This is a genomic window from Azospirillum sp. UENF 312511, assembly GCF_058780635.1.
Window position 1 is genome coordinate 433738 of record NZ_JBSNCG010000003.1, and the last position, 21935, is coordinate 455672.

Annotated in this window: 19 protein-coding genes; 7 read left to right on the forward strand and 12 right to left on the reverse strand. The window is 70.4% G+C overall.

Features of this window, described 5'->3' with window-relative positions; translation table 11 throughout:
• The first annotated feature begins 50 nt into the window (after nucleotides 1-50).
• From queA to queG, 4 genes are all read left to right on the forward strand, one after another.
• Entirely contained in the window at nucleotides 51-1070 is a 1020-nt protein-coding gene (gene queA / locus ACWPN7_RS13410; RefSeq protein WP_459197973.1) for a tRNA preQ1(34) S-adenosylmethionine ribosyltransferase-isomerase QueA, read from the forward strand.
• Nucleotides 1070-2272, forward strand: coding sequence for a tRNA guanosine(34) transglycosylase Tgt (tgt, locus tag ACWPN7_RS13415; RefSeq protein WP_451991656.1), 1203 nt, complete (start codon nucleotides 1070-1072; stop codon nucleotides 2270-2272). Before queA ends, tgt begins: the two co-directional genes overlap by 1 nt.
• On the forward strand, nucleotides 2265-2729 hold the full coding sequence (gene queF / locus ACWPN7_RS13420) for a preQ(1) synthase (protein WP_038528696.1): 465 nt from the start codon (nucleotides 2265-2267) through the stop codon (nucleotides 2727-2729). The genes tgt and queF overlap by 8 nt, the downstream gene beginning before the upstream one ends.
• A 163-nt stretch (nucleotides 2730-2892) precedes the next feature.
• A complete protein-coding gene (gene queG / locus ACWPN7_RS13425) occupies nucleotides 2893-3975 on the forward strand; it encodes a tRNA epoxyqueuosine(34) reductase QueG (RefSeq protein WP_456531308.1) in 1083 nt (360 codons plus the stop codon).
• On the opposite strand, the gene ACWPN7_RS13430 is transcribed toward queG, so the two are convergent.
• The 11 genes from ACWPN7_RS13430 to ACWPN7_RS13480 form a co-directional block, all read right to left on the reverse strand.
• On the reverse strand, nucleotides 3938-4909 hold the full coding sequence (locus ACWPN7_RS13430; RefSeq protein WP_456531307.1) for a lysylphosphatidylglycerol synthase transmembrane domain-containing protein: 972 nt from the start codon (nucleotides 4907-4909) through the stop codon (nucleotides 3938-3940). The genes queG and ACWPN7_RS13430 overlap by 38 nt on opposite strands.
• 61 nt (nucleotides 4910-4970) lie before the next feature.
• Nucleotides 4971-5915, reverse strand: a complete 945-nt coding sequence (locus tag ACWPN7_RS13435; RefSeq protein ID WP_456531306.1) for a glycosyltransferase family 9 protein — start codon at nucleotides 5913-5915, stop codon at nucleotides 4971-4973.
• Nucleotides 5912-7147, reverse strand: coding sequence for an O-antigen ligase family protein (locus tag ACWPN7_RS13440; protein ID WP_459197975.1), 1236 nt, complete (start codon nucleotides 7145-7147; stop codon nucleotides 5912-5914). The genes ACWPN7_RS13435 and ACWPN7_RS13440 overlap by 4 nt, the downstream gene beginning before the upstream one ends.
• Before the next feature lie 124 nt (nucleotides 7148-7271).
• Nucleotides 7272-9614 (reverse strand): methyl-accepting chemotaxis protein, encoded by a 2343-nt coding sequence (locus ACWPN7_RS13445; protein ID WP_247887781.1) that lies wholly within the window; start codon nucleotides 9612-9614, stop codon nucleotides 7272-7274.
• Between the two features lie 181 nt (nucleotides 9615-9795).
• Nucleotides 9796-11028, reverse strand: a complete 1233-nt coding sequence (locus tag ACWPN7_RS13450) for a GNAT family N-acetyltransferase (RefSeq protein WP_459197976.1) — start codon at nucleotides 11026-11028, stop codon at nucleotides 9796-9798.
• Entirely contained in the window at nucleotides 11025-12680 is a 1656-nt protein-coding gene (locus tag ACWPN7_RS13455) for an acyl-CoA synthetase (protein WP_200475981.1), read from the reverse strand. Before ACWPN7_RS13455 ends, ACWPN7_RS13450 begins: the two co-directional genes overlap by 4 nt.
• A gap of 151 nt (nucleotides 12681-12831) precedes the next feature.
• Nucleotides 12832-13314, reverse strand: a complete 483-nt coding sequence (locus tag ACWPN7_RS13460) for a YbaK/EbsC family protein (protein ID WP_200475980.1) — start codon at nucleotides 13312-13314, stop codon at nucleotides 12832-12834.
• Nucleotides 13315-13320: 6 nt separating this feature from the next.
• The gene (gene proC / locus ACWPN7_RS13465; RefSeq protein ID WP_459197977.1) at nucleotides 13321-14148 is read right to left on the reverse strand and encodes a pyrroline-5-carboxylate reductase; all 828 of its coding nucleotides are present in this window, start codon (nucleotides 14146-14148) and stop codon (nucleotides 13321-13323) included.
• Nucleotides 14149-14153: 5 nt separating this feature from the next.
• Nucleotides 14154-14657 (reverse strand): type III secretion system chaperone family protein, encoded by a 504-nt coding sequence (locus tag ACWPN7_RS13470; RefSeq protein WP_014239927.1) that lies wholly within the window; start codon nucleotides 14655-14657, stop codon nucleotides 14154-14156.
• A 201-nt stretch (nucleotides 14658-14858) separates the two neighbouring features.
• Nucleotides 14859-15194: an accessory factor UbiK family protein gene (locus ACWPN7_RS13475; protein WP_038528721.1), complete on the reverse strand. Its 336-nt coding sequence runs from the start codon at nucleotides 15192-15194 to the stop codon at nucleotides 14859-14861.
• Between the two features lie 118 nt (nucleotides 15195-15312).
• The gene (locus ACWPN7_RS13480) at nucleotides 15313-18765 is read right to left on the reverse strand and encodes an AsmA family protein (protein ID WP_492273319.1); all 3453 of its coding nucleotides are present in this window, start codon (nucleotides 18763-18765) and stop codon (nucleotides 15313-15315) included.
• Nucleotides 18766-18970: 205 nt separating this feature from the next.
• Here ACWPN7_RS13480 and ACWPN7_RS13485 point away from each other — a divergent pair, with 205 nt between their 5' ends.
• Both ACWPN7_RS13485 and ACWPN7_RS13490 read left to right on the forward strand, forming a co-directional pair.
• Nucleotides 18971-19162, forward strand: a complete 192-nt coding sequence (locus ACWPN7_RS13485; RefSeq protein ID WP_038528724.1) for a DUF4169 family protein — start codon at nucleotides 18971-18973, stop codon at nucleotides 19160-19162.
• 144 nt (nucleotides 19163-19306) lie between these two features.
• Nucleotides 19307-20146, forward strand: coding sequence for a DUF2189 domain-containing protein (locus ACWPN7_RS13490; RefSeq protein WP_038528727.1), 840 nt, complete (start codon nucleotides 19307-19309; stop codon nucleotides 20144-20146).
• 175 nt (nucleotides 20147-20321) lie between these two features.
• On the opposite strand, the gene ACWPN7_RS13495 is transcribed toward ACWPN7_RS13490, so the two are convergent.
• Nucleotides 20322-20510 (reverse strand): DUF1192 domain-containing protein, encoded by a 189-nt coding sequence (locus tag ACWPN7_RS13495; RefSeq protein ID WP_014239921.1) that lies wholly within the window; start codon nucleotides 20508-20510, stop codon nucleotides 20322-20324.
• Between the two features lie 184 nt (nucleotides 20511-20694).
• Here ACWPN7_RS13495 and ACWPN7_RS13500 point away from each other — a divergent pair, with 184 nt between their 5' ends.
• Nucleotides 20695-21702 (forward strand): NAD(P)H-quinone oxidoreductase, encoded by a 1008-nt coding sequence (locus ACWPN7_RS13500; protein WP_014239920.1) that lies wholly within the window; start codon nucleotides 20695-20697, stop codon nucleotides 21700-21702.
• Nucleotides 21703-21935: the final 233 nt, after the last annotated feature.

A 21935-nucleotide genomic window follows, 5' to 3' on the forward strand; every position in this document is an offset into this window, starting at 1 on the left:
CTCGTAATGCTTCCCCCGTCCCACCGCTTTGGTCTATACGAGCGGCTCCCATGAAGACCGCCGATTTCGACTTCGACCTTCCGCCGGACCGCATCGCCGAGCATCCGGCCATGCCGCGTGACGCCGCCCGTCTGCTCGACGTGGCGGAGCGTCTGCACAACCGCACCGTGCGCGACCTGCCCGCCCTGCTGGAGCCGGGCGACCTGATGGTCGTCAACGACACCCGCGTCATCCCCGCCCGCCTCGATGGCCGGCGCGGCGAGGTGCGGGTGGAGATCACGCTCCACAAGCGCGAGGGCGAGCGGGAGTGGGCGACCTTCGCCCGCCCCGGCAAGCGGCTGAAGCCCGGCGACGTGATCGCCATCGCCGACGACTTCGCGGCCGAGGTCGTCGCCAAGGATGGGATGGAGGTGCGCCTGCGCTTCTCCAAGGGCGGGCCGGCGCTGATGGAGGCGCTGCACCGCCACGGCCGGATGCCCCTGCCCCCCTACATCCGGCGCGAGGCGGACGAGCAGGACGCGGCGGACTACCAGACCGTCTTCGCCGCGCGCGAGGGCGCCGTCGCCGCCCCCACCGCCGGGCTGCATTTCACGCCGGAGCTTCTGGCCGCGCTCGACGCGCGCGGCATCCGCCGCGTGCCGGTGACGCTGCATGTCGGGGCCGGCACCTTCCTGCCGGTCAAGGTGGACGACATCGCCGAGCACCGCATGCACAGCGAGTGGGGCGAGATCTCCGCGGAGACCGCCGAGGCCATCAACGCCACGCGCGCCGCGGGCGGGCGGATCGTGTCGGTCGGCACCACGGCGCTGCGCATCCTGGAAACGGCGGGGCTCGACGACCGCAGCATCCGGGCCTTCAGCGGCGACACCGACATCTTCATCACCCCCGGCTACCGTTTCAAGATCGTGGACCTTCTGGTGACCAACTTCCACCTGCCCCGCTCCACCCTGTTCATGCTGGTCTGCGCCTTCGCGGGCATGGACACGATGAAGGCGGCCTACGCGCACGCCATCGGCCAGAACTATCGTTTCTTCAGCTACGGCGACGCGTCGCTGCTCCGGAGGGTGTGATGACCGGGATCGGGTTCGAGCTTCTGAAGACCGACGGGCGCGCCCGGCGCGGGCGGGTCTCCACCGCGCACGGCGTCATCAACACGCCGGCCTTCATGCCCGTCGGCACCGCCGCCACCGTCAAGGCGATGACCAGCGACGCGGTGAAGTCCACCGGCGCGGAAATCCTGCTGGGCAACACCTATCACCTGATGCTGCGCCCCACGGCGGAGCGCGTCGGGCAGTTGGGCGGCCTGCACCGCTTCATGAACTGGGACAAGCCGATCCTGACGGACAGCGGCGGCTTCCAGGTCATGTCCCTGTCGGACCTGCGCACCATGACCGAGGAGGGGGTGACCTTCAAATCCCACCTCGACGGCAGCAAGCATCACCTGACGCCGGAACGCTCGATCCAGATCCAGCACCTGCTGGACAGCAACATCACCATGTGCCTGGACGAGTGCACCCCCTTCCCGGCGACGGAGGCGCAGGCGGCCAGTTCCATGCGCCTGTCGATGCGCTGGGCCAAGCGCAGCAAGGACGCCTTCGTCGAGCGGTCCGGCTACGGCCTGTTCGGCATCGTCCAGGGCGGCGTCTATGCCGACCTGCGGGCGGAAAGCGTGGCGGCGCTGAGCGAGATCGGCTTCGACGGCTACGCCATCGGCGGGCTCGCCGTGGGCGAGGGCCAGGAGACGATGTTCACCGTGCTCGACTTCACCGAGCCGCTGATGGTCAAGGAGCGCCCGCGCTACCTGATGGGCGTCGGCCGCCCCAGCGACCTGATCGGCGCGGTGCGGCGCGGCGTCGACATGTTCGACTGCGTGATGCCCACCCGCTCGGGCCGCACCGGTCAGGCCTTCGTGCGTCGCGGCACCATCAACATCCGCAACGCCCGCCACGCCCATGACGAGCGCCCGCTCGACGAGGAGTGCGGCTGCCCGGCGTGCCGCAACCACAGCCGGGCCTATCTGCACCACCTGTTCAAGGCGGGCGAGATGCTGGGGCCGATGCTGCTGACCTGGCACAACCTGCATTACTACCAGGACCTGATGGCCGAGCTTCGGCAAGCCATCGAGGACGGCCGCTTCGAAGAGGTCGCAAGCGCGCTGGAGGCCCGCCTGAACGAGGGCGACGTCCCGGCCACCGAAGACCCGCTGGCCCACCTGAAGGTGAAGCCGGCCAAGCCGGCGAAACCCGCGAAGAAGGAATCCGCGGATGTCTGAGAACATCTACGCCGGCCTGACGCAGCTCGGCGGCGCCACCGTCCAGCCGAAGACGCCGGAAGAAGCGCTGCTCGAGCGCGTGCCGAACCCGAACCCCGGCGAGAACTACGTCGTGCGCTTCACCGCACCGGAGTTCACCTCGCTCTGCCCGATCACCGGCCAGCCGGACTTCGCCCACTTGGTCATCGACTACGTACCGGGCGAGTGGCTGGTGGAGTCGAAGTCGCTCAAGCTGTTCCTGACCAGCTTCCGCAACCACGGCGCCTTCCACGAGGCCTGCACGGTCGGCATCGGCAAGCGTCTGGTGGATGAGCTGAAACCGGTGTGGCTGCGCATCGGCGGCTACTGGTACCCGCGCGGCGGCATCCCCATCGACGTGTTCTACGCCACCGGCGAGCCGCCGAAGGGCGTGTGGATTCCGTCGCAGGACGTCCAGACCTACCGCGGCCGCGGCTGATTCGGGAGTGTAACCCTCCTAAATCCCCTCTCCCCTCTGGGGAGAGGGTTAGGGTGAGGGGGCTGCGCTTCTGCCGAACCTCACGCCATGCGCATCCCCCTCACCGGCCCTCCGGGCCACCCTCTCCCCGGAGGGGAGAGGGCTAACACTTCAAAACATCACCATGTCCGACCCAGACACCTCCACCCGTGAAGCCATCCGCGACCGCGCCCTGTCGCTGGGCTTCGACGCGGTCGGCTTCGCGCGGGCGGAGCTGGGCGAGGAGGCCAGGGCACGGCTGGCCGAGTTCCTGAGCCAGGGCCGGCACGGCGACATGGGCTGGATGGAGAACAAGGCCGACCGCCGGGTCCATCCCCAGGCGCTGTGGCCGGAGGCGCGCACCGTGATCGCGCTCGGCACCAGCTACGCCCCGGCGGAGGACCCCCGCGCCCTGCTGGCGCATCCCGACCGCGGCATCGTGTCGGTCTATGCGAGGAACCGCGACTATCACGACCTCATCAAGGGCCGCCTGAAGACGCTGGGCCAATGGATCGCCCACCGTTTCAATGCCGAGCTGAAGGTCTTCGTCGACACCGCCCCGGTGATGGAGAAGCCGCTGGCCGAGAAGGCCGGGCTGGGCTGGCAGGGCAAGCACACCAACCTCGTGTCGCGCTTCCACGGCTCCTGGCTGTTCCTGGGCGAGGTCTACACCACGCTGGAGCTGCCGCCGGACCCGCCGGGGGTCGACCGCTGCGGCCAGTGCCGCCGCTGCCTGGACGCCTGCCCCACCGCCGCCTTCCCCGCTCCCAACCAGTTGGACGCGCGGCGCTGCATCTCCTACCTGACCATCGAGCACAAGGGGCCGATCCCGGAGGAGCTGCGCCCGCTGATGGGCAACCGCATCTACGGCTGCGACGACTGCTTGGCCGCCTGCCCGTGGAACAAGTTCGCCCGGCGCTCGCGCGAGGCGGCCTTCCTGCCGCGGGCCGAACTGACGGCACCGCGGCTGGCCGATCTGGCGCAGTTGGACGACGCGGGCTTCCGGCAAGTCTTCAGCGGCTCACCGATCAAGCGGATCGGCCGCGATCGCTTCGTGCGCAACGTGCTGGTGGCCCTGGGCAACAGCGGTGACGCCCGCCACGCCGCAGCAGCCGAACGGGCGGCCGAACGCCTTCTGGAAGACCCAAACGAGGTGGTGCGCGACGCCGCCGGCTGGGCGCTGGCCCGCCTCAGGGCCGCCCAGCCCCCTTCGGACCCTTCAGGCTGAGCCAGAGCAGGCCGCCCGGCAGCGACGACAGGGTGACCGACAGGCCGATCATCAGCGACAAAGCCAGCGCGTCGGTGGCGCCGAGGCCGTAGAGCGCGAAGCCGGCGACGAACGCCCCCTCCCGCACGCCCCAGCCGTTCAGCGAGATCGGCAGGGCCGCCGCGAAGATGGTCATCGGCACGACGGCCAGCGCGTCCAGGACCCGCACGGGAATGCCCAGCGCCTGGGCGTAGGCGATGACCGCGAAGACGGTGCACAGATGCACCGCCGCGCTGTGCAGCAGCCCGACCAGCGCGGCCCGGCTGAGCAGCGCCGCGCGCAGCCGCGCCACCTGCGCCCGCACGGCCCGGACCGGCGGGCGCAGCAGGACGCCCGGCAGGGGAAGGCGGTCCGCCTGGAGCCCCACGATCATGGCGAATGCGAGCAGCAGGACCGCCGCCGGCCCGGCCCAGGCGACCGAGGGCGGCGCGGTGGCGACGAGATGCGGCAGGCCGAGAAACAGCAGCAGGATGCAGCCGACCAGCGCCAGCAGCCGGTCCAGAACCAGCGCCAGCACCACGGCGGCGGAGGACGCGCCGCCCCGGTAGGTCAGCCAGCCGCGCACCACGTCGCCGCCGAGCGCCCCCGGCAACACCTGTCCGAAGAACAGACCGGTGAACATCAGCCGCAACGCCAGCCCGTGCGACACCCGTTCGCCCGCGGCCCACAGGGCGTCGCGCCAGCGCTCCCCGGCGCAGACCACGGCCAGCAGCTTCGCCGTGAAGCCGGCGGCCAGCCAGACCGGGTCCGCCCCGGCGACCCGCGCCAGCAGCGCCGGCCAGTCGGCCTTGGCCCCCAGCACGCCGAGCACCGCCAGCGTCACCGCCAGCTTGACGAGCAGCATCAGGCGCCCGCCCTGTTTTCCGGCGGGCAGGGTGACCGCGTCCGCGGGCATCGCGCTGGCGTCCTGGCTGCTCAAAACCTGCATGGCTCCTGGAAAAAGGCCGGCCGGCACTCTACCGGTTCGGCGGAAGAGCGTCCATCGCCGCCAGCACACCCGCCACGTCCATGTCGGCGAAGGACGGCCGGTGGTGGATGACCATCCGCGGCCCGTTGGCGTGGATGGGGATGGACGCGTCGCAAAAAAGTCCCAGGGTGGGACAGCCGACGGCGGCCACCAGATGGGTGGGACCGGTGTCGTTGCCAACCGTCGCCCAGGCCCGGCGGGCCAGCCCGGCGATTTCCGGCACGCTGGTACGGTCGGTCAGGTCCACCGCCTGCGGACAGGCCGCGGCGATCGCCCGGGCGAGGTCCGCCTCGATGGCTGTGCCCAGAACGACCGGCGTGATCCCGCGCGCCGCCAACGCGCGCGCCAGTTCGCCGTAGCGCTCCACCGGCCAGCGCTTGTCGGGCCGTCCGGGGGAGGAGCCGGGGATCAGCAGGGCGTAGGGTGCGGCGATGCCGAAACCGCCGGTGTCGGCGTCGAGCCAGGACAGGTCCGGCACCGCGTCCAGCACGATGCCGAAGGGGGCCAGTTGCCGGGTGTAGCGCTCGATCACCGGCACCTTGCGGCGGCCCGGATACTGGTCGCGATGCGAGGCGCCCCAGGCCGTTCCCGACCATTCCGGCCAGGGACCGGGGGCGAGCAGCCAGAAATAGCGGTCGGTGCGTGGCTGCGCCTGAAGGTCGTAGACCCGATCGAAGCGGCCGGCGCGCAGCAGCCGGCGGACCCGCCGATAGGCGCCGAGGGAGCGCCCGCGCGGATCCTCCAGCACCTCGTCGAACAGGCCGCTGAGGCGGGCAAGCGGGGCCAGGGGCGGCAGGGTCAGCAGCGTCAGATGGTCGCCGTCATGATGCCGGCGGATGGCCGAGAAGGCGGTCTGGGCGAGAAAGAAGTCGCCGAAGGCCCCCAGCTTGATGACCAGGACGCGGCGGGGTCCGTTGCCGTGCGCCCCCGTCATTCGCCCCCCGCCGGGGTGCGCGCGGCCAGCCGGAGCATCAGGCCGGCGGCCAGCATCCCGCCCATCCACCACGCCTGCCAGATCCCATAGGCCGTGCTCGCCATGGCGAGGCCGGACGCGAACAGGGCCAGCGCGAAGGGTTGCAGCCGCCGCTCCATCCGCACCGTGCCGAACAGCAGGAGCAGCGACGCCGCCAGGGCCAGCGCGGCGCCGACGCCGCCAAGCTCCAGCCAGACCTGCAGGAAGGCGTTGTGGGGATGAAGCGGCAGCAGGCTGTCGGTCAGCGTGCCGAAGCGCGACACCGCGCCCTCCGGGTCAAGCGCGCGGGAGGCGTCGATGCCTTGCCCGAAGACGGGCGTCTCCAGCGCCCGGCTGGCCGCCATGCCCCAGATCTCCACCCGATGCCGGGCGGAATGGAACAGCCAGGCGGCGCCATCCAGGTTCAGCACGCGGTCGAACAGCAGGGCCAGCGGCAGCACAAAGGTGAAGGCCACCGCGAGGACCCCCGCCAGCACCCCGCGAACCAGCCGCGGCGACCACACCGCCAGCGCGAAGGCCACCCCGCCGGCGGCGATGCCCAGCATCGCCGACCGGCTGGTCAGCAGCAGGCAGGCGCCGGCGAAAATCACCGGCAGCGCGACCGCCGCCGCGCGGCGACCGGCCCGGTCGAGCGCCATCGCCGCCGGCCAGACCAGCAGGCAGAGCAGCACCGCGGTGCGCTTGGGCACGTTGGTCTCGGCGATCTCGGCGCCCGCCGGCACATGGTTCCACCAGCGGTGCAGCGGGAAATCCAGCGCGGCTTCCACCGCGAACAGCAGGACACCGGCGAACACGCCGATCAGGAACAGGCCGATCAGCCGCCGCGCCTCCACCCCGGGCAGCGAGGACAGCCACGCCCCGCCGGCCAGGGCGCCGAGGCCGATGTAGCCGATCTCCACCACCGTCAGGCCGGCGCGCGGCGACGGGCTCCACAGGATGGACAGCGAGGCCAGGGCCAGGAAGGCCAGAACCACGGCGGTGCCGGGCATCGCCCGCTGCAGCCGCCCCAGGGCGCCGCGGCGGGCCAGACCGGCCAGACCGATCAGGGCGATCAGGATAGCCCAGACCGGCAGCCCGCGCGGCGCCATCGAGGCCAGCGGGCCGAGCACCAGCGCCGCGACGCCGGCCAGACCGGCCAGCAGCGCGTCGGGAATCCCCCGTGTGGAATCGCGCTGTGACAAGGGGAAGTCCATGAGATCTCGCGTCCGTGAGGCTCGGCGCGGCTTAACAGAAGCCCCGTGCGAAAGCAACGGGGACGGGCCGGGGGATTTTTCAGCCCCCGGCTCCCCGATGGACCGCGGTCAGGCGGTCATGTGGTCAGGCGGTTCGCACCTTGTTGAGGAAGCCCTGCACCTCGGACCGCAGATGCTCGGCCTGCCGGGTCAACGTGCGGCTGGCGCCCAGGACGGCGTCGGCGGCGCCGCCGGTCTTGATGGCGGCGTTGGTCACCTCGGCGATGTGGTGCATCACCTCCTGCGTGCCCTCGGCGGCCTGGTTGACGTTCTGGGCGATCTCGCGGGTGGCGAGACCCTGCTGCTCCATGGCGCAGGCGATCTCGGTGACCGTGCTGCTGATGGTGCCGACGGCGTCGGAAATGGTGCGGATGGCGCCCACCGCCCCGCCCGTCGCCGCCTGCATCTGCGCCACCTGGCTGGAGATTTCCTCGGTCGCGCGGGCGGTCTGGCCGGCGAGGTTCTTCACCTCCGTGGCCACCACGGCGAAACCCTTGCCCGCCTCGCCGGCGCGGGCCGCCTCGATGGTCGCGTTCAGGGCCAGCAGGTTGGTCTGCTCGGCGATCTCGCCGATCAGGTCGACCACCTGCCCGATGCGCTGCGCCGCCTCGGCCAGCCCCTCGACGATGCCGTTGGTCTCGGTCGCCTTGGCCGCTGCCCCGACCGCCACCTGCGAGCTGCTGTTGAGCTGGCGGGAAATCTCGGCGATGGAGGAGGACAGCTCCTCCGCCGCCGCGGCGACGGTCTGCACGTTGCTCGACGCCTGTTCCGACGCCGCGGCGACCGCGCTCGACTTGGCGGTGGTCAGGGCGGCGTCCGACGACATCTCCTGCGCGTCACGGCCCAGATTGCCGGCGGACTCGGTCAGCGACTGGACGACGCCCGACACCGCCTGTTCGAAGCCGTTGGCGAACTCGTTCATGGTGCGGCGGCGGTCGGCGTCGATCTGCCGGCGCATCTCCTCCCGCTCGCCCTCCATGCGCTGCATCTCCAGGGCGTTCTCCTTGAAGACGCTGAGCGCCTCGGCCATGGCGCGCAGTTCGTCCTTACGGTCGCCGGCGGGGATGTCCACCGTCAGGTCGCCCTCGGCCAGCCGGCCCATCGCCTTGGTCATGGCGTGCATCGGGTGGGTGATGGCGCGGTCGATGATCCAGGCCATGATCATGCCGAGCGCCAGCGCCACGGCGGCGCCGATGATGATGATCAGCTCCGCCCCGCTGCGCCCGTTCTCGCGGTCGTCGCGCTGGATGGAGACGAGACGGGCCACCTGCTCGCTGACGTCGCCCGCGGCCTTGGCCATGGTCTTGGAGGCGGTGCGCTGGTTCTCGCTGGTGGTGACGAGGGCGGCGAACTCCCGATCAAAGGCCTGGGCGGCCTCGGTGATGGCGGCGATCAGCGCGCGGCCTTCCGAATCGACGAGCACGGCCCCGGCCTGGGTGGCCAGAGCCAGCGTCTCCTTCACCGCGCCATGCACCTGGGCGCGGGCGCCCTCCCCATTCATCAGGATGAAGTCGCGCTGCCCCAGCATCGCGGACTGAGCGCCCTGGATCAGGCGCATGGCGATGCCGCGCAGCTGGACGGCCTCGTTCACCTCGCTCTGGGCGAAGTTCGCGGCCTCCTGAAGCGCGCTGGAGACCATCGCCTGATTCTCCTGCATCTCGTGGGCGAGATTCTGGATCTCGAGGGCGTGGCGATCCAGCGCCTGGATGCGGCCGCTGGCCGACTCCCCGGCGCCTTCGGTGCGGGTCTGATCGAACACCATGCGGTAGGCGCCGGCGATGGTGACGATCCGCTGGGCCAGTTCCTCGTCGTTGGTGCCGACGAGGTCCTTCTCGATGGCCTCGGCGTTGGCCAGCAGCGCCGCGATGGCCTCCCCGGCGGCCGCCATCGTGGCGGGATTGCGGGTGTGGGCGAAGTCGGACTGGAGGCGCCGCGCCTCCAGCACCATCTCGATCAGCCGGTCGGCGCGGTCGGAGGTGTCGCGGCTCTGCCGCACGGCGTGCTCCGCGTCCTTCAGGCTGACCATGTTCTGGTCGTAGCGGTCGGACTGCTGCTTGCCGATTTTCTCCGCGATCTCCCGCAGGGCCTGGGCGCGCGTCTCCATGCTCTGGGTGCGGGTGCGGGCCTCCCCGTCCTGGGCGACGAAATTGGCGAAGGCGCTGCGGTAGCCGGCGATGCCCGCCAGGATCTCGTCCACCAGCCGGACGCTGCCGGCGTCCTCCAGCGCGGACCGCGTGCCCTGGGCCTCGTCGCGCAGCCGGTCCAGCATGCCGGGCACGTTGTCGGCGGCCTTGGAGTCCCGCTCGGTGACGAAACGGGCTTCCTCGATCCGCACGGTTTTCAACCGGGCGTCCAGTTCGGCGGTGTGGGCTGCCAGATCGACACGTCCGGCGTAGGTGCGCAGGCTGTTCCAACCAACGAACGCCACGGCAACCGTCATTAGAAGGACCGCCGCAAAACCGAGCGCAATCCGCGTTCCAATCGTCATGAAATCGGGCTCCCCCGGATCGTACGGCCTTATGCTTTGGCCGTCGTCATGCCTTTGTCGCTAAGGGATACATCAGAAAGGGTTAATTTCTGGTTTGATAAACGTAACTGGTATCACCGCTTCAGAAACGGTCCGGCATCCAGGGCGCCGGCCCCGAGAAAAACAGCGCCGCCAGCGCCAACGCCTCATCCCCTCCGCGCAGAAGACCAACCTGACGGAGAGCGTGAGGACCCTTGTGCCCGCTGTAGAGGCTGGCGAGCGCGGCGATGGACAGCGACAGCACCGCTCCATCCGTCTTTCCGCCGGCCTTTTCAGCGCTGTTCCGCGCCCTCGGCAACCGGCGCACGGCCGCTCTTCCCTCGGACAGGCACAACCTGAAGCAGCCGGAATTCTCCGGAATCAGCGCGTCCGACACATCAAAAACCAACTCCCCCACAACCCCCGGTGGGTATCCGCGGCTTTCCAGGGCACGCGGCACGTCGAGAATGCGCAGCAACCATTCGTCGCAGGCGTCCGCACGCACCCCGCGTTCCGGCGCCAGCAGAACCAGCGGATCGTCGGGTCCGCCGCGCCACGTCACGCGGTCGACCTGCGCCCGGTAGCCGGCCAGGAACCCCTGGGCCATCCGCACCGCCCGCGGGCTGATGAGGCAGAGATCCGCAACATGGAGTTTTCTATCGGCCGGCGGCGCCACCGCAACGTAGCCCTCGGGGCCGCCAGAACCACCAAAAGTGTAAACATCGGACGGAACTCCGTCCGGGCAAAGAGCGAAGCTCCACAGCCCTTCATTGCGCTCCACCAGACCGTTGGTGGTGGAGAGCAGGCTGCGGCGTAGCGCCGCAAGGGGGCTGGCGTCGCTCGCCTCGGTCCGGCGAATCCATCCGTCTCCCGGCGGCGGCCCGGCGGAGAGGACAGCCGGCGGAGCGCTCCAGTCGAAGGACACCCCGCCCCGCCCGAAGCCCAGGCGGGTGTAGAGCGGCAGGGTCGCCGGGTAGAGCACCGACAGCGCAGCGCCCCCGGCCCGCGCCTCCTCCAGCAGCCCGCGCATCAGCGCGCTGCCGTAGCCACGCCCGCGCTCCGCCGGATCGACGGCCACCGCTGCCACGCCGCAGGACGGTACGGGGCGCCCGCCGAACCAGTGGTCCATCGGCCAGACGGCGGCGCAGGCGACGAGCCCGCCGGCGCGCCCCGCCTCCGGTCCGGCGCGCAGACCGCGCATCACGTCCGGCCCGAACAGCTCCACCGACCGGTCGAAATACTCGCGGGGAATGCCGAAACCCTGGCGGACCAGGGTCGCGGCGTCCGCCCGCTCCTCGGGCAGAAGGGGGCCGAAGCCCCCGGTCACAGCGGTCACGCCTTCTCCTCGTTGAGCGCACGGGCCTGATCGCGCAGCACGTATTTCTGGATTTTGCCGGTCGAGGTCTTCGGCAGGGCCGTGAAGACGATGGTGCGCGGGCACTTGAAGTGGGCCAGATGCTCGCGGCAATAGGCGATCACCTCGGCCTCGGTCAACTGCTTGCCCTCCTTCACGGTGACGAAGGCGCAGGGCGTCTCGCCCCACTTCTCGTCCGGGCGGGCGACCACGGCGGCCTCGACGATGTCCGGATGCTTGTAGAGCACCGATTCGACCTCGATGGTCGAGATGTTCTCGCCGCCGGAGATGATGATGTCCTTCGACCGGTCCTTCAGCTCGATGTAGCCGTCGGGATGCCAGACACCGAGGTCGCCGGTGTGGAACCAGCCGCCGGAGAAGGCCTCCTGCGTGGCCCGCGGGTTCTTCAGATAGCCCTTCATCACGGTGTTGCCGCGCATGAAGATCTCGCCCATCGTCACGCCGTCCTTGCGGGTCGGCTGGAGCGTGTTGGGGTCGGCGACCATCAGCCCTTCCAGCGTGGCGTAGTTCACGCCCTGCCGCGCCTTCAGCGCCGCGCGCTCCTCCAACGGCAGGTCGTTCCAGTGCTCGTGCCAAGCGCAGATGGTGACCGGGCCGTACACCTCGGTCAGGCCGTAGACGTGGGTGACGTCGAAGCCCATCCGCTCGATCTTCTCGATCACCGCGGCGGGCGGGGCGGCGCCCGCGGTCATCATCTTCACACCGCGCGGGATCTCCCGCTTCTGGTCCTCCGGCGCGTTGACGATCAGGCCCATGATGATTGGGGCGCCGCACATGTGGGTGACGCCGAGGTCGGCCAGAGCGTCGTAGATGCCCTTGGCGGTGATGGTGCGGACGCAGACGTTGGTGCCGGCCATGGCGGTGACCGTCCAGGGGAAGCACCAGCCGTTGCAGTGGAACATCGGCAGAGTCCACAGATAGACGGGATGGTGCGGCATCGCCCAGGTCAGCACGTTGCCCATGGCGTTCAAATAGGCGCCGCGGTGGTGGTAGACGACGCCCTTGGGGTTGCCGGTCGTGCCGCTGGTGTAGTTCAGCGCGATGGCCTGCCACTCGTCGGCCGGCATCGGCCATTCATAGGCCGGATCGCCGGTTTCCAGGAACTGCTCGTAGGTCTGCTCGCCGATCAGTTCGCCGCCCTTGGCCTGCGGGTCGTCGATGTCGATGACGATGGGGCGGCGCTTCGGCTCCAGCATGTGGACGGCCTTGGAGATGACGCCGGAGAACTCCCGGTCGGTCAGCAGCACCTTGGCCTCCCCATGCTCCAGGATGAAGGCCAGCGCCTCGGCGTCCAGGCGGATGTTCAGGGCGTTGAGGACCGCGCCGGTCATCGGCACGCCGAAATGCGCCTCGAAGGACTCCGGGGTGTTGGGGGCCATGACCGCGACCGTGTCGCCCAGCCCGATGCCGCGCTTGGCCAGGGCCGAGGCGAGGCGCACGCAGCGCTCGTAGGTTTCCGCCCAGGTGCGGCGGACCGGGCCGTGGATCACGGCGATGCGCTGCGGATAGACCGCGGCGGTGCGGCGCAGGAACGAGAGCGGCGACAGCGGCACCGTGTTGGCGGCGTTCTGGTCGAGGTCGGTCTCGTACGGGTTGTGCCGGGCGTCAGTCACGGGGGGCCTCCCTGATGCGTCTCTGTTCAAGAACTCGTTGGGAAGAGTCTTGCCAGAGAATCCAGAGGCTTGGAAGAGGGGTGACCCGGCGATGCGCGGTCATGCCGCGCTGCGGCATCCTGCCCGGTTGACCGGCTCGGTTGTCGGACCGTCAGCCCTTGCGGATGGCTTCGACCCGCCCCTCGGTGATGGCGACGAGTTCCGCCGGGGTCAGGCGGAAGACCGCGTTGGGGGTGCCGGCGGCGGCCCAGATGGCGTCGAGGCTCATCAGGTCGGCGTCGATCAGGACCAGCGGCGGCATGGCGTGGCCGATGGGCGGCACCCCGCCGATGGCGAAGCCGGTGGCCTCGCGAACGAAGTCCGGATCGGCCCGCTCGATCTTCTCGCCGATCAGCCGGCCCACCGCCTTCTCGTCGACCCGGTTGGCCCCGCTTGCCACCACCAACACCGGCCGGCCGCTGTCCTTCGCACGGAAGATCAAGGACTTGGCAATCTGCGCCACGGCGCAGCCGACGGCGTTCGCGGCGTCTTCCGAGGTGCGGGTGCTGCCCTCATGCTCGACCACGCTGTGGCCGTGGCCGAAGCCGTCCAGCAAGGCTTGGACCCGTTGGGCGGAGGGGCTGAGGGCCGCCATAACGCCTTACTTCGCCAGTTCGCGAGAGCGGTTTGCGGCAGCAGCCACGGCGCGGTCGAACAGCGGCTGCATGCCGTCCGCGGCCATCAGCACGTCGAGCGCCGCCTGGGTGGTGCCGTTGGGGCTGGTCACCGCCTTGCGCAGGTCGGCGGCGGCGGTTGGGGACTGGTGGAGCAACTCGCCCGCCCCCGCAACGGTGGCCCGCGCCAGACGCATGGCAAGCTCGGCGGGCAGACCGGCGGCCTCGCCGGCCTTCGCCATCGCCTCGACCATCAGGAAGACGTAGGCGGGGCCGCTGCCCGAGACGGCGGTCACCGGATCGAGAAGCGACTCGTCCTCCACCCAGGCCACATCGCCGACCGCGCGCAACAGCGAGTCGCACAGGGTCTTCTGCGCCTCGGTCACCACCGGGTTGCCGACGGCGACGGTCATGCCGCGGCCGATGGCGGCGGGCGTGTTGGGCATGGAGCGGACGATGGCCGCGCCCTCCCCCAGCGCCGCTTCGAAGGAGGCGATGGTCTTGCCGGCGGCGACGGAGAGGAACACCGTGCCGGGGCGGACCAGCGCCCGGTAGGCCAGAAGGACCGAGTCCATCACCTGCGGCTTCACCGCAAGAACCACCACGTCCGGCGCGAAGCCGGCGGGCAAGGCGTCCGCGCCGCTGGCCAGCACGACCGCGGGGTTGCCCCGCAGGGACTCCGGCAGGCCGGACGGTTCGATGACGGCGACGCTGGACGCGATGCCGGCCTTCAGCCAGCCGTCGAGCATCGCGCCGCCCATCTTGCCGCAGCCGGCCAGCAGCAACGTGCAACCCTGAGTCCCAGCTTGCGCCATGGCGGTCACGCCTCCCCGGCGGTGTCGAGGATGGCGGCGGACACCGCCTCCGACGCGGACTTGCCGCCCCAGATCACGAACTGGAAGGCGGGGTAGAAGCGCTCGCACTCCGAGAGGGCGATCTCGACGAGGTCCTCAAGCTGCTCCACCGTGGCGCCGCGCGAACCGCGCAGCAGCATGGTCTGGCGGAACATCGGGGTGTGCTCCTCGGCGCAGACGTCGAAATGGCCCAGCCACATGCGCGCGTTCACCTCCGCCAGCAGGTCGTTGACCGAGGAGCGGCGCGCCGCCGGAACCTTCATGTCGAACTGGCAGGAGAACTGCATCGCGCTGACGTCGGACTGCCAGACGAAATAGAGACGGTAATCGCACCAGCGCCCGCCGATCTCGACGATCAGCTCGTCCTCGCCGGCCCGCTCGAAGGGCCATTCGTTGGCGGTGACGATCTCCTCGACGATGTCCAGGGGATTGTGCGCGGATGAGGGGGTGTCGACGGCAACAGCCGACATGTCGGCGTCCTCCTGTAAAGGCGCGGTGGACGGAACCGCCCCGGGGCCGGTCCGCCTTCGCGCAAGAAGGGGAAGCCCCGAGATGTTGTGGCTGGCAGACGGATGAATACCACCAAGAGCACCGTGCCAAAAGGGTCTGGCCGGCGCAACTGGTTTTCGGCGGTGCATCCGTGAAGGGCTGGAGACGGGACGGAGGCCGGATCAGACCGGCCCGCCGCCCCCTCCGGCGATGGGACCGACGGCGGGAGCGGAGGCGCCCGTTGCCGGCTTCGGATCGTGTTCGGCCTTGAGCGTCGCGACCGTGGCCTCCAACGCGGCGAGCCGCTCGGCCATGGTCTCCTGCTCCTCGCGGGCCTTGGCGGCCATGGCGCGGACGGCCTCGTATTCTTCGCGGCTCACCACGTCCATCCGCGACAGAACGCGCTCGAACTGCTGGCGCATCTGCGCCTCAGCTTCCTCGCGCAGGGACGACAGCGCGCCGAGCGCGCCACCCGCAACGCGGGCCAGATCGTCCAGAATCTTATTGTCCACCTGCATCGACTCAAAATCCGCTTCTTGTCTGCCGCATTATGGGACCCGCCCCACGGAACTTCAACGGGCTTGGACGCAATGCGTCACGGGGCTTGGACGCAATGCGTCACGCGCCCCCACCCTCTCAACGCCTCAGCCCGTCGATCAGCCCCTTCAGCAGCGCGTCGGGTTTCGGAGCGTTGCCGCCGCCGGGAATCGGCAGATCCTTCGGCACCACCCTGTTCAACAGCCCCTCGGCGGCACGGCGGGCGAAATACTCCTGCACCTCCTGCATCTCGAAGGAGCGGGTGGGCTTGTCGAGCGCGCCGGTCATGCGGACGGTCAGCGGGGGCAGCGACTGGTCGGACTGCACGGTCAGGCGGACGCGCATGTCGATGGTCTGCGCCGGCAGGTTGACCTGCCCCACCGCCACCGCCTCGCCCAGGTCGGAGGTCAGCCGCGTGTCCTCGGTGCGCGCCACGCCCTTGTCGATGGCGAAGCTGCCGTCCAGCCGGGCGAAGCGGGTCTCCCCGCCCTGAAGCCCGCCCATCACCGCGCCCAGCAGCTCCTGCGGGCGCTCCAGCCTGGTCAGCCGGTCGCGCAGGGCGCCGAGGTCGAAGCCGCGCAGCAGGCCGTCGCGGGCGCTGATCCGGCCCTGGCCGGCCAGCGCCTTGAGCATGGCGTCGCCGCCGGCCCCGCTGGTCGTCAAGTTAGCCTCGGCGTCGAGCACGCCCCCGGCGATCTCCAGCGCTCCGCCGCCCAGCCCGCCGCCCACCGCCTCGGCCAGCTTGGCCTTGGACAGGGTGATGGTGGCCTCGGCGGTCGGCGTCTGGTTGCCCGGCGCGGCGAGCCGCCCCGTGGCGCCGAGCTGCCCGCCCATCAGGGTGCCGTCGAACCGCTCCACCGTCAGCACGCCGTTGGTCACGGTGGCGCGCAAGGCGGGATTGTCGATCCGCGTTCCACCCTTGACGAGGGCGGAGGAGGTCAGCACGAAGCGCCCGTCGAAGCGGCGCAGCCCGCTGAAATCCCCCGTCGCGGCGGCGGGCGCGCCCGGCGACGCCTCGGCCGCCGGAGAGGACGCGCCGGCGGGGCGGGCCGCGGCGGCGGGAAGCGCCGCCAGCCGATCCAGCTCCAGGTCGCCGGTCTGCAGCTCGGCCTCCACCCGCGGCTTGCTGCCATTCAGATCGGCGCTCGCCTTGCCCTTGACGGTGACGCCGGCCACCGTCCCCTGGATGTTGCCCAGGGTGAAGGCCTTCCGAGTCCCCGCCAGTTCCGTGTAGAGGTCCATCGGACCGTAGGAGCCCGACACCGCGCCGCCGGAGGACGGGGTATCGGCGAACAGGCTGGCCAGCCGGGCCAGCTCCGGATGCTTGGCGCGCAGCTTCAGATCGACGGACGGGTTCTTCTCGACGTTCAGCACCGTGCCGCCCGCCTCCAGCGAGCCTTCGGCCGCCTCAGCCCCCAGCTCGACCGCCAGACGCTCGGCGTCGCCCGACAGGCGGGCCTGCGCCTTCACCGCGCCCAGCCGCTCCGGCGCGGGGGCGCCCTCCGGCCAGGGAACGGCGCGCGCCACCCCTTCCAGGCTGGCGGCCTCGGCGTTCAGCGTCAGATGGGCGCCGCGCAGCGGCTCCAGCCCGGCGATCTGCCCGTCCAGACGGAGCTTCACCCCGGCGGCGTCCTGCACCATCGCCTCCTTGATCGACAGGGCGCCGCCCGCGGCGGTGGCGTCGAGCCGCAGCCCCTGGACCGGCGTGTTGCGCACGGTCAGCTGCCCGACCGACAATTCCAGATTGGCGTCCACGCCGGCCAGCAGCCGGGCCGGGGTCGTCGATGAACTCCCGGACGAGTTCCCGTTGCGCGCCGGCGCCGGGGCCGTGGCCGCGCCGTTGGCAGTGGTCTGGGCGGTGGTTTGGGCGCTGTCCGGCGCGGGCAGATAGGCGTCGAGATTCAACCGGTCGAGGTCGAGCCGCGCCCCGAAGGCGGGCCGCCCGCGGTCCACATAGGCGACGGCACCGGTCAGGCGGCTGGCGTCCACCCGCAGGTCCAGCCCGTTCACGTCCAACCGCCCCGGCCGCCCCTGCAACTGCGCGGCGATCGACGCCCGGCGCAGGCGGTCCGCCGGCACGGCGCGGACGTCCACCCGCAGCCATTCCAGCAGGGCGCGCAGATTGTCGGCGTTCGCCTCCATCCGCAGGTTGAGGTTCGGCTGGCCATTGGCCGCCGCCAGCTCACCCGCCGCCACGATGTCGGACCCGCCGGGCAGCAGCGCGCTGATGCGGTCGATGTTCAGCGTGCCGCCGCTCAGGCTGGCCTCCACCCGCCCCTGGCGCATCACGCCGCCGTTATAGGTGATGCCGTCCACCGCGAGGTCGAGCTTGGCGTCCAGCGCGTCCGGAAGGGCGAACCCGCCCGGCTGGTCTGCGCCGCCCGATGGCGTGCCGCCGGACGGAGCGCCGCCGGACGGAGAAGTGGATGGCGCGCCCTTGGCCGCGTTTCCGTTGCGGGCGGCGGGCGGGGCGCCGCTCTCCGAGCCGCCGCTCGACCGTGCACGCTCCAGCCAGGCGTCGAGGTCCAGGCGGTTCAGGGCCAGGGTCAGCTCCGCCCGCCCCGGCGTGCCGCTGTGCAGGGTCGCCGTACCGGTGGCGCGCGTGTCGCCAAGCTGCGCTTCCAGATTGGTGAAGCTCGCCGCGGTCGGGGACGCCTCGACCGCCGTGCGGATGCCGAAGGACTGGGCGAGCAGCGCGTTCGCCTTCTTGTCCCCGCCGGCCGCCGAGCCGCTGCGGACCAGAGCCAGGGCGCGGGACAGGTCGCTGCCCTCGACGCGCAGGTCGCCCTGGGCGCGCGACCCACCGCTGCCCGGCGGGTTGGTCACGATCCCGGCGAAGCGCAGCGTGGCGTCGGTGTCGGTGTCGGTGTCGGCCATCGACAGCGTCGCCCGGACCTGGACGGCGGCGCCATCGATCAGGCGGCTGACGAACATCTCCCCGCGCAGCGGCACGCCGCGCGCCCGGAAGCTGCCCTGCCCCTGGAACGGTCCGGTAAAGCTGCCGGCGACGATGCGCGCGTCGACCTGGTCGATCACCTCCGACTGGCCGGTGCGGGCGTCGCGGTACTGGATGGTGCCGTTCTGCACCGTCACCTGATCGAAGCTGACCGCCGAGGCCAGCCCGTCGCCAGACCCGCTCCGCGCGCCGTCGGCCGGGCGGCCGGCGCCGGACAGGTCCCAGTTGAAGCGCCCGTCGGGCAGCGTTTCGAACAGGAAGGTGGGATCGATCAGGCGGATGCTCTGCACCTGGATGTGGCCGCTGAGCAGCGGGCCGAGCGCCACGCGGACGTCCAGCTCCTTCAGGCGGGCCATGTCCTGCTCCGACCCGCCGGGCGCGTTGGCCAGACGGGCGTCGCGCACCGTCAGCGCCGGGGCCGGCAGCAGCGACAGGCCGATGTCGCCCCTCAGCTCCACCTCGCGCCCCGTGGCGGCGGACACCCGCTCCGCGATCTGGGATTTGTAGGCGTTCCAATCGACGACGCTGGGCACGACCAGCACCGCGGCCACCAGCAGACCGACGAGTATCAGAGCTGCGATCAGGAATCTCTTCACCGGTTGACGCGCCTTCCCCACCGTTCGGCTGTTGAGTCGCCGTGTTTCCGCCACAAGCCGCGAGAGCCGCCGGCGCCCGCTCCGGTCTTCCGGGTGGCACGGGGTTTCGCTAAACTATCGTCCCGAAAGAAAACAAGCAATTTGGGCATTCCAACGGCCGAGTTGATCGAAGGAAGGAAATGCCCCGCCCTGCGGAGAGTCCCCCATGGCCGATGTCGTCAACCTGAACCGCTTCCGGAAGATGCGCCAGAAGGAAGAGCGTGAAAAAAACGCCGAGGAGAACCGCGTCCGCTTCGGGCGCACCAAGGCCGAGAAGCTGCGCGACCGCCAGGAGGCCGAGCGCCGCCAGGCGGAACTCGACGGCAAGAAGGTCGAGGACGGGACGGGCGACCCGTGACGGCCAAGCCCGTGCTTTGGTATCGCTTTTGTGACAATTTGGTACTCTAACAATTCGTCCATAAGACAATCTGGATCGCCGCGGACCGCTTTGCTACAGTTGCGCTCACGAGAGGCGCAATGGGCAAAGGGGAGGACCATCATCATGGTCGACATGTCGTCTCACCGCGGTGCGTCCCAATTCCATCGGCCGGTTCGGCGCAAGGAGCCCTCCGAGTTCCACAAGCCGGCACCCTATCTTCCGCGAATCCGCAGCGTCGACGTCGACCGCCCCTGGGTGTGGCTGAGCGCCGGCTGGCGCGACATGTGCGCCAGCCCCATGATCAGCGCCGCCTATGGCCTGCTGGCGGTGCTGTCCAGCCTCGCGCTGGTGGCCGTGCTGTCGATGCAGGACATGCAGTATCTGGTCCTGCCGATGGCGGCGGGCTTCATGTTGCTGGGGCCGGTGTTCGCCGTCGGCCTCTACGAGACCAGCCGCCTGCTGGAGCGGGGGGAGACGCCGACGCTGATGAAGGTCGCCGGGGCCTACCGCCGCAACGGCGTGCAGATCGCCGGGATCGGGCTGGCGCTGATGCTGGCCATGCTGGCCTGGATCCGCATCGCTTTTCTGATCTTCGCGCTGTTCTTCGCGACGGAGCCGCCGGCCTTCGACCAGCTCGTCGACCGCATCTTCTTCTCGGCCCAGACGATCCCGTTCCTGCTGACCGGCACCATCGTCGGCGGCGTTATCGCCACGGCGGTCTTCGCCATCAGCGTGGTGTCGATCCCGATGCTGCTCGACCGCGAAACCGACAGCTTCACCGCCATGGCGACCAGCGTCGCGGTGCTGCGCGAGAATCTGCGGACCATGGCCGGCTGGGCCTTCCTGATCGTGCTGTTCACCGCGGCGGGGATGGTCACCGGCTTCCTCGGGCTGGCTCTGGCCCTGCCGCTGATCGGCCACGCCTCCTGGCACTGCTACCGCGATCTGGTCGGCGCGGACTGAGATTCAACGGACCGAAGCCCCTCTCCCGTCCCGGGAGAGGGTGGCCCGAAGGGCCGGGTGAGGGTAAGGCCAGGATCATATGACAGCCCGTTGCCGGCACCCTCACCCTTCCCGCGCGGTGCGCGGGCCCCTTCCCTCTCCCGGGGCGGGAGAGGGAAAGTCTTCATTCCCCTTCTCAGGACGGCTTCTTGAAGAAGGCCTCCGCGGCGTTCTTCTGCGCCTCCTTGGCGGTGATGGCGGCGCGGGCGCGGGCGATCTCGGCCTCAAGCCCGGCGATGTAGTCCTTCAGCTCCGCCACGCCCAGCGTGGTCAGGTCCTTGAGCGCCGGCTTGGCCTTGCGCGGCTCCAGATCGTCGATGTCCATAGGGCTTCTCCTCCCGCTTTCACGCATCCCTGCCCCGCGCCGTCCGCTTCCCGCCCGTTGGAAAGGCTGGCGGGGCGTGCTTGTCAGCGCCGATGCGGAATTCTAACTTTGGACGCCTGCGGACACAAACGGCCCGGCCACCCGGAGCGGTGGCACCGCGTCAACGAGGAATGGGGGAGACACCATGGGCATCGCCCTGCCGGACAGCATGACCTGCGTTGAGATTTCGCAACCCGGCGGCCCGGAGGTCCTGCGCACCGTGCAGCGTCCCGCCCCGGTGCCCGGCCCCGGCGAGGTGCTGGTGGCGGTGGAGGCGGCAGGCGTCAACCGCCCGGACATGCTGCAGCGCCAGGGCCGCTACGACCCGCCGCCGGGCGCCTCCGACCTGCCCGGCCTGGAGATCGCCGGGCGCGTCGTCGCCATCGGCGAGGGCGTCACGGAGTGGGCCGCCGACGACGCGGTCTGCGCCCTGATCGCCGGCGGCGGCTATGCCCAGTACTGCGTGGTCCCGGCGCCGCAGCTCCTGCCCGTTCCGAAGGGCTACGGCATGGTCGAGGCCGCCGCCGTTCCGGAGACCTTCTTCACCGTCTGGACCAACGTGTTCGAGCGCGGCGCGCTGAAGCCCGGCGAGACTCTGCTGGTCCACGGCGGTTCCAGCGGCATCGGCACCACGGCCATCCAGCTTGCCAAGGCCTTCGGGGCCAAGGTCTTCACCACCGCCGGCAGCGCCGAGAAGTGCCGCGCCTGCGAGGAGCTGGGCGCCGACCGCGCCATCGACTACAAGACCGAGGACTTCGCCGCCGTCATCCAGAAGGAGACCGGCGGGCGTGGCGTCGACGTGGTGCTGGACATGGTCGGCGGCGACTACATCGCCCGCGACATCGGCATCATGGCTCCCGACGGGCGGCACGTCTCCATCGCCTTCCTCCAGGGGCCGAAGGTCTCCATCAACATGTTCCCGGTGATGACCAAGCGCCTGACCCTCACCGGCTCCACCCTGCGCGCGCGCTCGGTCGAGGAGAAGGGCCGCATCGCCGCCGCCCTGCGCGAGAAGGTCTGGCCGCTGCTGGAAGGCGGCACGGTCAAGCCGGTGATCCACAAGGTCTTCACGCTGGAGCAGGCGGCCGAGGCGCACGCCCTGATGGAATCCAGCGCGCACATCGGCAAGATCGTCATGACGGTTGGCGGCTGACCGCCGCCGCGACCGCTGCTGCACCCGCGAACCATTAAATTGCGAAGGGAATTCCCCGGTTTCACAGCCGGGAATTCCCTTTCAAGCAATTTTTTTCGCTTCATTCTTGTTCCCGGACAGCCGGGTGGGCTTGCTAAAGCGCGCCAAGACGGTTAGCAGAGGGATCGGCGTCCGGGTTTTCCCGGCCGCCTGCCCGAGCACGCTTACATCGACCGGTTCCGGCCCTATATGGA

Excerpts from the sequence above, each read along its gene's own strand:
- queG (WP_456531308.1), top strand. The coding sequence starts at position 2,893 with ATGTCCGACCCAGACACCTCCACCCGTGAAGCCATCCGCGACCGCGCC.
- ACWPN7_RS13430 (WP_456531307.1), bottom strand. The coding sequence starts at position 4,909 with ATGCCCGCGGACGCGGTCACCCTGCCCGCCGGAAAACAGGGCGGGCGC.
- queA (WP_459197973.1), top strand. The coding sequence starts at position 51 with ATGAAGACCGCCGATTTCGACTTCGACCTTCCGCCGGACCGCATCGCC.
- ACWPN7_RS13475 (WP_038528721.1), bottom strand. The coding sequence starts at position 15,194 with ATGCAGGTGGACAATAAGATTCTGGACGATCTGGCCCGCGTTGCGGGT.
- ACWPN7_RS13485 (WP_038528724.1), top strand. The coding sequence starts at position 18,971 with ATGGCCGATGTCGTCAACCTGAACCGCTTCCGGAAGATGCGCCAGAAG.
- ACWPN7_RS13470 (WP_014239927.1), bottom strand. The coding sequence starts at position 14,657 with ATGTCGGCTGTTGCCGTCGACACCCCCTCATCCGCGCACAATCCCCTG.
- ACWPN7_RS13460 (WP_200475980.1), bottom strand. The coding sequence starts at position 13,314 with ATGGCGGCCCTCAGCCCCTCCGCCCAACGGGTCCAAGCCTTGCTGGAC.
- ACWPN7_RS13490 (WP_038528727.1), top strand. The coding sequence starts at position 19,307 with ATGGTCGACATGTCGTCTCACCGCGGTGCGTCCCAATTCCATCGGCCG.
- ACWPN7_RS13500 (WP_014239920.1), top strand. The coding sequence starts at position 20,695 with ATGGGCATCGCCCTGCCGGACAGCATGACCTGCGTTGAGATTTCGCAA.
- ACWPN7_RS13435 (WP_456531306.1), bottom strand. The coding sequence starts at position 5,915 with ATGACGGGGGCGCACGGCAACGGACCCCGCCGCGTCCTGGTCATCAAG.
- ACWPN7_RS13440 (WP_459197975.1), bottom strand. The coding sequence starts at position 7,147 with ATGGACTTCCCCTTGTCACAGCGCGATTCCACACGGGGGATTCCCGAC.
- proC (WP_459197977.1), bottom strand. The coding sequence starts at position 14,148 with ATGGCGCAAGCTGGGACTCAGGGTTGCACGTTGCTGCTGGCCGGCTGC.
- queF (WP_038528696.1), top strand. The coding sequence starts at position 2,265 with ATGTCTGAGAACATCTACGCCGGCCTGACGCAGCTCGGCGGCGCCACC.
- tgt (WP_451991656.1), top strand. The coding sequence starts at position 1,070 with ATGACCGGGATCGGGTTCGAGCTTCTGAAGACCGACGGGCGCGCCCGG.
- ACWPN7_RS13495 (WP_014239921.1), bottom strand. The coding sequence starts at position 20,510 with ATGGACATCGACGATCTGGAGCCGCGCAAGGCCAAGCCGGCGCTCAAG.